Source organism: Sediminispirochaeta bajacaliforniensis DSM 16054, from assembly GCF_000378205.1.
GTDB classification, from domain to species: Bacteria; Spirochaetota; Spirochaetia; order DSM-16054; family Sediminispirochaetaceae; genus Sediminispirochaeta; species Sediminispirochaeta bajacaliforniensis.
Window position 1 is genome coordinate 55,870 of record NZ_KB899423.1, and the last position, 11,591, is coordinate 67,460.

Annotated in this window: 10 protein-coding genes; 8 read left to right on the plus strand and 2 right to left on the minus strand. The window is 46.2% G+C overall.

The genetic code is table 11. From position 1 onward, the window contains the following. Window positions 1-8: 8 nt before the first annotated feature. The 4 genes from F459_RS24575 to F459_RS0116560 all read left to right on the plus strand — a co-directional run bounded on the left by F459_RS24575 (window position 9) and on the right by F459_RS0116560 (window position 4,681). Entirely contained in the window at window positions 9-1,565 is a 1,557-nt protein-coding gene (locus F459_RS24575; RefSeq protein WP_281167865.1) for an efflux RND transporter permease subunit, read from the plus strand. 16 nt (window positions 1,566-1,581) lie between these two features. After that, on the plus strand, window positions 1,582-3,204 hold the full coding sequence (locus F459_RS24580) for an efflux RND transporter permease subunit (protein WP_281167866.1): 1,623 nt from the start codon (window positions 1,582-1,584) through the stop codon (window positions 3,202-3,204). Continuing rightward, complete coding sequence (locus tag F459_RS0116555) at window positions 3,201-3,497, plus strand: PG0541 family transporter-associated protein (protein WP_020613829.1); 297 nt, start codon at window positions 3,201-3,203, stop codon at window positions 3,495-3,497. The genes F459_RS24580 and F459_RS0116555 overlap by 4 nt, the downstream gene beginning before the upstream one ends. Before the next feature lie 62 nt (window positions 3,498-3,559). Next, window positions 3,560-4,681, plus strand: a complete 1,122-nt coding sequence (locus F459_RS0116560; RefSeq protein ID WP_020613830.1) for an HD domain-containing phosphohydrolase — start codon at window positions 3,560-3,562, stop codon at window positions 4,679-4,681. A 16-nt stretch (window positions 4,682-4,697) separates the two neighbouring features. On the opposite strand, the gene F459_RS0116565 is transcribed toward F459_RS0116560, so the two are convergent. Then, window positions 4,698-5,789 (minus strand): patatin-like phospholipase family protein, encoded by a 1,092-nt coding sequence (locus F459_RS0116565; RefSeq protein WP_020613831.1) that lies wholly within the window; start codon window positions 5,787-5,789, stop codon window positions 4,698-4,700. After that, window positions 5,786-7,162 carry an MATE family efflux transporter gene (locus F459_RS0116570; RefSeq protein ID WP_020613832.1) on the minus strand — a complete coding sequence of 459 codons (1,377 nt, stop codon included), beginning with the start codon at window positions 7,160-7,162 and terminating at the stop codon, window positions 5,786-5,788. Before F459_RS0116570 ends, F459_RS0116565 begins: the two co-directional genes overlap by 4 nt. 143 nt (window positions 7,163-7,305) lie before the next feature. Between F459_RS0116570 and F459_RS0116575 the strand changes: the two genes are divergently transcribed. The 4 genes from F459_RS0116575 to F459_RS0116590 all read left to right on the plus strand — a co-directional run bounded on the left by F459_RS0116575 (window position 7,306) and on the right by F459_RS0116590 (window position 11,591). Continuing rightward, entirely contained in the window at window positions 7,306-8,379 is a 1,074-nt protein-coding gene (locus F459_RS0116575) for a substrate-binding domain-containing protein (RefSeq protein WP_033301936.1), read from the plus strand. Between the two features lie 161 nt (window positions 8,380-8,540). Continuing rightward, a complete protein-coding gene (locus F459_RS0116580) occupies window positions 8,541-9,776 on the plus strand; it encodes an ABC transporter substrate-binding protein (protein WP_020613834.1) in 1,236 nt (411 codons plus the stop codon). A 100-nt stretch (window positions 9,777-9,876) separates the two neighbouring features. After that, window positions 9,877-10,752, plus strand: coding sequence for a carbohydrate ABC transporter permease (locus F459_RS0116585; protein WP_020613835.1), 876 nt, complete (start codon window positions 9,877-9,879; stop codon window positions 10,750-10,752). An 8-nt stretch (window positions 10,753-10,760) separates the two neighbouring features. Next, window positions 10,761-11,591, plus strand: a complete 831-nt coding sequence (locus F459_RS0116590; protein ID WP_020613836.1) for a carbohydrate ABC transporter permease — start codon at window positions 10,761-10,763, stop codon at window positions 11,589-11,591.

Consider the following 11,591-nt stretch of genomic DNA (forward strand, 5'->3'; position numbering starts at 1 on the left):
AGTTTTGTATGAGCGTATCAAAAACCGTCGTTGGCAAGCCAACGACGATATTTATCATTTTCCTGCTTTTAATCGGCCTCGGCATCTATTCCACGAGCGACCTGGCCATTGATCTCTATCCGGAGATCGAACCGCCTGTTCTCGTTGTATTTACCGGATATGCCGGTGCAGGGCCCGAGGAGATTGAGAAACGGATTACCCGAACCCTTGAAGGTTCTCTGTCGAACGTGAGCAACATCGAGAGTATCACCTCCACGAGTTCGGAGGGGAGCAGCATGGTCATGGTTGAGTTCACGTGGGGAACCGACATGGCCGAGGCTGCAAACAGCATCAGAGACAACCTGGAATTTGTTAAAGGGGCCCTCCCCGACGAAGCAGACAGCCCGATGATCTTCAAATTCGATCCCTCAATGATTCCGATTATGGGATTAACCTTGTCGGGAAACAGAACCCCAGAGGAATTGCGGCAGATTGCCGAGGACGTGGTACAGTCGAAGATCGAGCAGATCGAAGGGGTGGCCCTGACAAGTGTGAGTGGGGGACGTGAGCGAATTATCCGGGTAGAGATTCCGCAGGACCGCCTGGAAGCCTATGACCTTACGCTTACGCAGATTTCCAGCATGCTGCAGGGCCAGAACGTTCAGGTTACTGCCGGGAGTATCGTTGAAGGGAACATAGACTATCTGGTTACCACCAGCGGTGAATATGACAGTATCGATCAGATCAAAAATACGGTTATAAGCTACAAAAGCGGAAGTATGGCCGGTACGAGCGGAGATGGTTCCGCTGGTCAGCGTACGGTTCGTCTTCGGGATATCGCCGATGTATACGACGGCTATAAAGATGCGGACAGCCTTGTCTATATAAACGGAGAGCCGGGGATACAGATTGTCATTCAGAAACAGAGTGGCACCAATTCGGTTCGGACCGCAGACAATATTCGGAACAGGTTAGAGCGGATCAATAAGCAGGTTCCCGAAGGAATCACGGTAACCGAGACCTTCAATACGACAGATATCATCAAAGCCTCTCTCAATCAGGTTTCAAGCAGTGCCATTACCGGCGCCATTCTGGCGATTATCGTCTTGTTCGTTTTTCTCCGGAGCCTGAAAAGTACCTTTATCATCGGCCTGACAATCCCTGTTTCTTTGGTTGTTACCCTGATGTTGATGTACTTTTTCGGTCTGACCCTTAACATCATGACGCTGGCGGGGCTTGCCCTTGGTGTTGGAATGCTTGTCGATAACTCCATCGTTATTCTTGAAAATATCTATCGCTATCGGGAGAAGGGGGCCAAGCTCACGGCCTCCGCCATACTCGGCAGCCAAGAGATGATCAACGCCATTGTCGCTTCTACTCTGACCACCATCTGTGTATTTGCCCCGGTCGTGTTGTTCAAGAGCCAGCTTGATGTGGTCGGAGAGCTCCTTGCGTCTCTTGCTTTTACCGTTGTCATCAGCCTTTCCGCCAGTCTTGTGGTTGCCATGACCCTTATTCCCGTTCTTTCGAGCCACTACCTTCCCCTGACAAGCCGCAGGCAGCGTCCTATACGGGGGGGGCCTTAAGGCAATAGACGGGGTGATGGAACGTTTTTTTCAGGGACTTGAAAACCTGTATGCGTCGATTCTCAAGGGGGTCCTCCGTCATAAGATTATAACGATTGTCGTGGTGCTTGGTATCTTTCTTTTTTCACTTACCCTGATTCCGAAGACCGGTTTTGAGTTTATGCCAAGCATGCAGGAGGATCAGGTTAACCTGGGTGTGGAACTTCCGGTGGGAACAAAGCTCGAAATCACCGAGACTGTTCTCAAGCAGATGGAAGATATTATTCGTAGCGAAGTGAAGGGCTATGACGACATCATTACCGAAGTGGGTGAAGCCTCTTTTTTCGGACTCGGCGGAAGTGCCATCGGCTATAAGGGGAACATCAGGATCATGCTTCCTTCCTATAAGGAACGGATCGATTCTTCCGATGATATGAAACAGAAATTGCGCAAGCACTTCAACGATTTTCCTTCGGCGGTATTCTCCTTTGACAGTAGTCAGGGGGCTAGTTTCGGCGGAACAACTCCCATCGATATTCTGATCAAGACCGAAGATTTAACTAAGGCAAAGGATATTGCGGAAAAAATTCGTGACATTTTGAAGACCATGCCCGAGATAACAGAGCCGCAGGTTGACCTGAAAGATGGATTACCAGAGGTAGAGATTGTCATGGATCGAGACAAGATGTACTCCCTTGGCCTTAACGTTTACTCGGTAGGCCAGGAGATTCAGGCAAATCTCGATGGTATTACCGCAAGCCAGTTCCGTGATGGTGGAAACGAATACGATATCGTCATGTTTCTTGCCGATGAGGATAGAAACCAGATTCTCGATTTGAATAAGGTTTTCGTCAATAATCAGATGGGGCAGCGTATCCCTCTTGCCAGCTTTGCCAGATACCAAAAGGGTACCGGGCCTATTAGCATCAATAGGGAGAATCAGACCCGTGTTGTGCACGTAACCGCTGGAACGGTACCGGGAACTGCCCTGAACGAGGTAGCTGACCGGGCCCAGCAGCTGATTAATCAGGAAATTCCTGCCGATGAGGATGTGCTCATTGAATTCTCCGGCGATTATGAAGATTTGCAGAAGTATGGCATGAGATTTGTCGCAATCATTCTTGTTTCCGTGTTCCTCGTATTCGGGGTCATGGCCAGCCAGTTTGAGTCCTTTGTCGATCCGTTTATTATTCTTTTTGCGATTCCGCTTTCCCTGATCGGCGTCATCATGATCTATTTCTTTACCGGACAGATCTTCAACATCTTGACGGCAGTCGGTCTGGTTATGCTTGCGGGAATCATCGTGAACAACGGGATCGTACTGGTCGATTACACCAATCTGCTGAGAAAGCGCGGCATGAATATCCATGATGCCTGCGTGGAGGCGGGGAGAAACCGGCTTCGTCCTATCCTTATGACCACACTGACAACGGTCCTCGGACTGATTCCCATGGCCTTTTTTCCGGGTGAAGGCTCGGAGCTTGTGCAGCCGATCGGTAAATCAGTGGTTGGCGGCCTTTCGGTTGGCTCTCTTTTCACCTTGCTTCTCATTCCTGTGATATATGCAATTGTTAATGGGGTTGGTGAGCGTCGTCGGGAAAAACGGGAGGCACGTAAACTGACCAGGCAGAAAAATCGTTTGGAAGGAGATGAGGCATGAAACTGTTACGGGTTGAGATCATTGCCAACCGTTCTATCGAAGAAGATATGCATGATGCGTTTCGTAAAGCGGGAATTGTGCGTCATTATACGAAATTTCCTGTGGTTCATGGGGTCGGTACTTCCGGCCCCAGACGGGGTGATCATGTTTGGCCCGAGGAGAACTTTGTTCTTACCACTTATTGTGAGGAGGAAGAACTCGATGCTATTGTTACCTTGGTGCGCGAATTAAAGGAATTTTTCCACGACGAAGGGATAAAGGTTTTTGTTTCAAAGGCAAAGGAAGTTCTCTGAAGCTATTCCACCTCTTCGAAAGAGGTGGAATTCTCGGACGGATCATTATATAGTATAGCAATATGAAGAACAAAGAGCTTCGTAAGGAGCCTTCCGCCCAGGAACTTTTGAAGATCATTTTTAAATATATAAATCTCATTGCAAATGAACGGGATGTCGATCGTCTTCTTATTGCACTGGCCGATATGGGCCGGGATCTGATTACGGCCGATCGCTGTACTGTTTGGTTGGTTAACCAGCAGCGGGGAGAGTTATGGAGTAAGATTGCCCACGGGGTCGACCGTATCGTTATCCCCCTTTCGAAGGGAGTTGCCGGTTATGTGGCTACTACCGGAAAGAGCATGATCACCAACGATGCCTATGCGGATGAGCGTTTCGATAAGCAGGTTGATAGTGAAACCGGTTATCGCACCAGAAGTATTATTGCGCTTCCGATTCGTGATTCGGCCGGAGAGGTGATGGGAGTATATCAGGCGATCAATAAAATGTCCGGGGAGGACGGCTTCACCGAACGGGATTTAGAACACCTGCAGCTTGCTGCAAGCTATACCGGCAGTGAACTTGAGGCTGTTACCCTCCAGGAAGAGATTGAGCAAACCCAGCGGGAGATGATCGTTACCCTCGCAGAGGCCGGAGAAATGCGTTCAAAGGAGACAGGTGGACACGTCAGGCGGGTCGCCGAATACTCCTACCTTATTGCTCTGGCCATGGGAATGGATGCAAAGGAGGCCGAACTATTAAAAAAGGCCTCTCCCATGCATGATATAGGCAAAATTGCCATTCCCGATGCCATCTTGTTGAAAGAGGGCCCGCTCACCGATGAAGAGCGGGAGGTAATGAAGTCCCACACCGCAATTGGTTATGATATGCTGAAGTATTCGACAAGGGATCTTTTGAAAACATCGGCGATTGTTGCGTACCAACACCATGAAAAATGGGACGGCAGCGGTTATCCGCAGGGTCTTGTTGGAGAGGAAATCCATATCTATGGTAGGATTACCGCTGTTGCCGATGTATTTGATGCGCTTTCCTGCGACAGGGTCTACAAAGCGGCCTGGCCCAGAGATAAGATTGTTGCATTGTTCAAAGAGGAGCGTGGACGTCACTTCGATCCCGCACTTTGCGATATCATGGATGGGTTGTGGGATCAGCTGTACGCGATTAAGGGGCAATATTCTCACTAAACGTTTTGAACTTTGATCAAAGAAGCCGGGCTATCAAGTCGATAAGTTTTTTGTTTCCCTCGATTGTGCGTTTTGCCACCGCTTCGAGACACTCCATGTTTTTTACCCCTGCGTCATCCATCTCTTCACTACAGCCGTCAAGCAAAGGGTTAAAGCGGATATATGTTACTCCGGGGAGATGATTCAGCTGATAATCGACGCACTTATTTTGTCCCGTGCTCATCATTCCGAAAAGCGGGACATTGTTTTGCGGGAGGACCCACTCCACATAGCCCCAGCTTTTGATCTGTTTATAGCTTAATCGTTGTTCCAGTCGTCCTGAGCCGAGAGAAAGGATGAAGAATTTTTTGGCAAGGGGAAAAAGCCTGCGAGCCTCCACATAGGCACACATTGCCGGATTATTGGCAAAGACCCCGCCGTCGACAAGGCAGAATGCATCATTACTGTCCAGGCCTGTAACCTCGACCGGTGAGAAGTAGGTCGGAGCGGCCGAGGAACCTCTTGCTGCATCCTTTAGATAGAAATTCTCCTCTCCCGGAAGATTTTTCATAATGATGGGGCGGGCCGACAGGGTATCGTAGCTTGTTATCAGAACCCTTCCCAAGGCATCCCGAAGGGTGAGGTCGCCGAAGATATCTTCAAGTACACGATCGAAATTTCCCGCATCATACTTTTCCGCAAAGGCTTGGCGAACTGTATTCAGCTGTTTGAAGATATACCGTGGGAAAATCTCCGTTCCCTTTTCTCGGTACAAGCGCGCAATCTCTGCGGCGCTGTATTTAGGACGAGCTTTTGTGGATAAAATGTTGATAAGCCTGGGCATAAGCGGTGCCTTTTTAGCGTTTTCTTCGGGAGAATCTGTGGGTAATTTACTCGTTTGTGGAACGGCTAGACCGAGGCTTATGAGGCTGCCGGTACTTGTTCCCGCCATGATATCGAAGCAGCGGCAGAACGGTTTTCTTCTTCCGATGTTGTTTCGTTTTTTCTCAATCTCCTCGAGGATGAGCGCGGCAAGATACCCACGAATTCCTCCTCCGTCTACGGATAGGATGCGAATGGTTCTTCCTGGAGCCACTCGGCTATACCAGAGCGATTTGATGTGGTTCATGCCGATACCTCGCCTTCGGTAATATCCCGGATCCAAAGCCTGCTTCGAAAACGAAGAAGACCCATGATCGTTTTACACACCTCTTCCATTCCCAACAACAAAAAAAGCAGGTGAATAGGAAGTTCCCATACAAAGGCTCCCAAGAATGCGAGGGGGACCCCCACGAGCCAGACTCCGGAAAGATCCACAAAAAAGCTGAAGGCCGTGTCGCCTCCTGCTCTAAAGATACCGATGACGGTGTGAATATTAAGGGCCTTAAGTGGAAAGATAATGGGGAAAAGACGCAGAACTTGGGCCGTCATTAATTTTACCTGGTCGCTTACATTGAAAAGGCCGGGAATGAAACGAGCAAGAAGGAGTGCTCCGAGTCCTACGACTGCTCCGAAAAAGAATCCTATTGCAATGAAATGCTTCCCGGCTGTGAAAGCTTCCTCTCTCTTTCCCATACCGACCCGCTTACCAATCATGACCGCACAGGCATTACTTGTTCCCATAAAGATAATAAAAAGAAGATTGCTTGCGGTATCAACGATATTCATTGCTGCAATTACCCCGGTTCCCATTCTTGCAAATACAATCTTGTAGACAACCATACCGGTTGCCCAGGCCATTTCGTTGAGAATAACCGGGGTTGCGGTCTTGAGAAAACGACGGACAAAAGAGCGGTTGAAATCAAAAAAAACCCGGACGGGAGCGGCCAAGATATTTTTTTTGACAAAGATTGCATGGTAGAGGATGATCAGTTCCAGGCCTCGTGAAATTGTGGTTGCCAGGGCCGCTCCGGCAACTCCCATTTGAGGAAAGCCGAATTTCCCGAAAATAAAGAGATAATTGAGGATGATATTTGCTATTATCGATGCTGTCGTTGCCCGCAGTGGGGTAACTGCTTCTTCGATACTGCGCAGGCTTACCGATGCCAGAACACTTGCCGCAACAAAAAGATAACTTATCCCCACCACCCTCAAGTATTCGATACCGACCGTTACGACTGCTTCGTCGGTAGTAAAAATCCTGAGGATCTGGTCGGGGATGGTGAGAGAAAGAAGACTAAAGAGTATGGCGGCTGAACCCGCGAAACTAAAGGCAAAGCCAACGGTTCGGTGAATCGACGGGATATCTTTTTTTCCCCAGAACTGGGCGATAAAGACCGATGCGCCGCTTGAGACCCCGAAAAAGAAGAGAAGTGAGAGAAAAAAAAGTTGATTTGCCAGCCCAACTGCTGCAATCTCCACCTCTCCAAGCTGACCAAGCATAAGGGTGTCTACGACTGAAAGGCTTGATATGAGAAGATTCTGAAGTGCAACGGGGACGGCAATGCGAAGCAGCTCTTTTCGGAAAGAACGATCTCCGAATAGCTGATCAGTAACGTGCATACATACCTCTTATATTGTGCTCTGACTCTACGATGCTTTTAAGCTTTGGGCAAGCACAGAAAAAAAGTACCTGATGTATTGAAACCAAAATTTCAAGCCTTTATATTGAGCTTGCCTGCAAATTTGATATAGTGTTGATTGTCATGGAAAAAATAGTGACTCAAAAGGACATTGCGCAAGCCCTGCATATTGGTCAAATGACAGTATACAGGGCCCTTCATAATAAAGGGAACATTTCTCCTGAGTTACGAGAGCGCATACTCGCCTACGCTGACGAGGTCGGTTACCAAGCCAATCGGGCGGCTCAAACCTTGGTGCAAAAAAGGATAACTCGTATTGCAATTTTCTCTACTGATACGCCTCGTTTCTTTTGGGATTCTGTAGAGTCCGGAATAGGACTTGCGAAAGAACAGGTTAAACACTTCAATTATTCCGTGGAGTACTACCGTATTGGTAATAAAAATACTCCTAAGTATCTTTCCACCTTGAAAGATGTCATAACTGAAGGGGTGGATGCCGTCGGGCTTGTCAATAATGAAGAATATGATATGACTGCAATTTTCCGAGTATTGGATGATGCACAGGTTCCTTATATTTTGTTCAATATTGATGCTAAGGAGTCTCATCGCCTTTGTTATATCGGCCCTGACTATGTGGGAGGTGGTCGGCTTGCCGCCGAATTTATGGGGAAATGCGTGGCAGGAACGTCGAAAATCCTTGTAATAACCGATGATCACACAAAGCAGAATATTTCGGCGGAAGTTAATCATTTGCGTATTGACGGCTTTATGTCCGTGATGAAAGAGAAGTATCCATCCATCATTAATATTGTACAGGGCGTCGACCTTGAACAGTCCCCGATGGATATCGAATCCGAACTTAAGGCTATAGTAAACGGATCCGGGCAGCTGTTTGATGCAATATACTTGGTACCTCCGATTAATCAGCCTCTTATGAGGATTCTTGCCGAATCAAAAAGGCCGCTGCCGAAGGTCCTTTTACACGATACCTTTCCCGGCTACAAAGAGTTTTTTGCAAGAGATATGATAACGGCAATTATTTTTCAAAACCCTATTCAGCAGGGTTTTTACGCTGTCAAGGTCCTTGAGGAGATGGTGGAAACCGGCTTTATGCCTCGGGACGATATTCATTTGGTGCAGGAAGTTATGTTGGCTGAAAATAGTGATCTTGATAAAAATCACCTGTCATTTGACTGATATGCAGTGATCGTATGATGCACTATATGCAGGCTTCTTTTTCTTGACACATTGATTTACCCATGGTATACGTATATCAAGCTTAGCTAAGCTATTTTTTAACGATTCAGCTAAAAAAGCCTTTGCCATGTAAATGGTAATTTCCCAGCAAGGAGGGGAACATGAAGAAGATAGGGGTAATTAGCGTATTGCTTATTTTTTTGAGCACGTTTACCTATGCATCAGGAGATCAGGAAGCGGGAAAGACCGAATTGTTTTTTTTCTGTGGCCATGGTGATCTTGAAGAGGGAACAAAGGAGATAATTGCGGCGTACGAAGAGACGCATCCCAATATAAAAATTACAACGATTTTTAATTCAAAAGATTATGCAACGCAATTTCAATCGATGATGGCAACCGATACATTGCCTGATATCGTTATGGTTGATCAGGAACGACTGAAGGAATTTGTTGCTGCAGATATGTTATTGGATCTAAGCGACAGGCCCGTTGCATCTCGCCTGTTTGATGTTGCGAAGGAACCGAACATGATAGACGGAAGGCTTTATTCTGTTCCGTTTCATCTCCAAGGCTATGGGATGTTGTACAACCCGAAATTGTTGGCGCAAGCACATATCAACAAGGTCCCTTCTACTTTATCTGAATTGAAAGCCGCGGTCGACAAACTCAATGCTGCCGGGATTACTCCTTTTACTTCGATGTTTAATGAAACGTGGGCGGCCGATCAGTACCTTTTGTTCGGAATCAGCCCGATCTTAAACCAGGACCCCAGCCTGATTACGGGTCTGTATAATGGTAGGGTGAAATTCAGTGATACAAAATTTTCCGAGGTATTTAACTATATCGATATCCTCAAGGATAATGTTCCGGAAAATCCCTTCTCATATTCGTTTGGAGAAGGAGCCAGTTATTTTGGACAGGGGAAAGCTGCATTGGCAATCCACGGAGATTGGATTTTGAGAACGGCACTTGCCGTCAATCCTAATCTGGATGTCCATTTGGCAGCGTTGCCATATTCGGACGTGAAAGAAAATAACAAGATTGTCGTTGGTGTGGCAAACGGGCTTGGGATCATCAAGAATAGCAAGCACCTGCAGGAGGCAATAGACTTTTTCGATTACTATTCGACCCTTGAATCGGCCCAGATTCTTTCGAAATACAATTTTTCGTATGTTCCTCAGAAGGGATTTGATACCAAGGGACTCCATGCCGTTTATACCGATATCTCCGAAGCGTTAGACCAGGGCAATGTTATTCCCTGGGAATGGTTAAAGGTCGCTCCCGGTGGGGTGAAGCTGGAAGCCGGACAGTCGATGCAGGCTTATCTCAGTAACCAAATTTCCCAGGCCCAGGTCATGGAAAATGTCCAAGCGGCATTTGATGATGCAGTAAAATAAACCACTATGTACGTCTTGGTTGCTCCTCTCGAGTCGGATATCGGGAGCAACTAAGAGTATGAACGAAAATCCGATAACAAGCATATGAGATGCATATTCGATGAAAAAGCACTATTATAGCGCAGATTATTTTTTGTTTATTCTTCCGGCATTTTCTTTATTCTTTCTTTTTTTCCTGATTCCGGTCTTCAATGGGGTACGCTATAGTTTTTTTGAATGGAACGGCATATCCGCGGCAAAGACATTTGTAGGTCTTGAGAATTTCAGAAATGTTCTTAACGATAAGATCTTTTTCGAAGCTTTCAAGAATACGTTGAAATTTACCGTCGTACATGTACTAACCGTAAATCTTCTTGCACTTTTATTGGCGACCCTCCTGACAAAGCCTTCTGTTGTCGGGCGAAACTTTTTTCGCGGGATATTCTTTTTGCCGAATGTCCTTAGCCTCATTGTGGTCGGTCAGATTTGGAAATTTTTTCTTGGTCAAGCTTCATTCGAATTAGGAAAAAAGATCGGGGTTGCATTGTTTCAGATAGGATGGCTGAGTGATCCACACGTTGCTCTCTATTCGACGATCATTGCTTCGGTATGGCAGGCTACGGGGTGGTATATGCTGATCTATATTGCCGGGATAACGGCAATACCTCGGGAACTGTATGAGGCTGCAACAATCGACGGAGGCCGTCAGGTTTTTGTTTTTCGGCATATCACGTTACCGCTGCTTATCCCGTCCCTGACCATATGTATTTTCCTTTCGACAATCAATTCTTTACGGGTATTCGATATTGTCTATGCAATGACGGGCGGTGGACCTGGTCATGCAACGGAGACTGCCTTACTAAATATTTATAATACGACATTCAATTCTTTCAAATACGGATATGGGACGGCAAAAGCCATTGTGTTGCTGATTGTTATTATTGTTGTTTCATTTGCACAAATTATATTGCTGAAACGCAAAGAAGTTGATTTGTAGAGGGAAAGATGACAGTAGAAAAACTGCTCAAAACCATTCTTCTTTATATTATTCTCATCATAGGTGTCAGCATCTTTATTGCTCCTTTCTACTTTGTAATTATAAATTCCTTAAAGACAAATTCGGAATATCTAGTATCAAAGCTGGTTCTTCCCTCCTCATTCTACTTGGACAATTATGTTGCAACCATCGAGATGATGAAATATGGAAAAACTTTGCTAAATTCGATTATTATTACAGCTTTTTCCGTCTTTGGAATTCTTGTGATAGCTTCGATGGCTGCATATAAGATTGCAAGGACGAAAGGTATACTAAATACCATTTTATTTTTTCTCTTTTTAAGTGTATTTGTTGTTCCGTTTCAGTCCGTTATGATTCCCATAGTGGTGATGGCCAGACGATTGTCTTTGATGAACAAACTATATGGTATGGTTCTGGTCTATCTGGGTTTGGTTTCTCCGACCGCAATTTTTCTGTACAGAGGATTCATTCAGACCATTCCCCTCTCTTTGGAAGAATGTGCACAGATCGACGGCGCTTCGGTATATCAGATTTTCTTTCGAATTGTTTTACCGTTATTGAAGCCTATTACCAGCACCATTATCATCCTCCTCGGTCTTCAGATCTGGAATGATTTTCTTCTACCCCTTCTTATGCTGCAAACGCCTAAGAACTATACGCTGCCCTTGGCTACAATGCGCTTTTTCCAAACATATAATACTGCTTGGGGAAATATTCTGGCAGCGACGGTTTTGTCTTCAATACCTATGATAATCCTTTTTTTCTCAGCCCAAAAACAAATTGTACAAGGTGTAACCTCTGGTGCAATAAAAGGATAG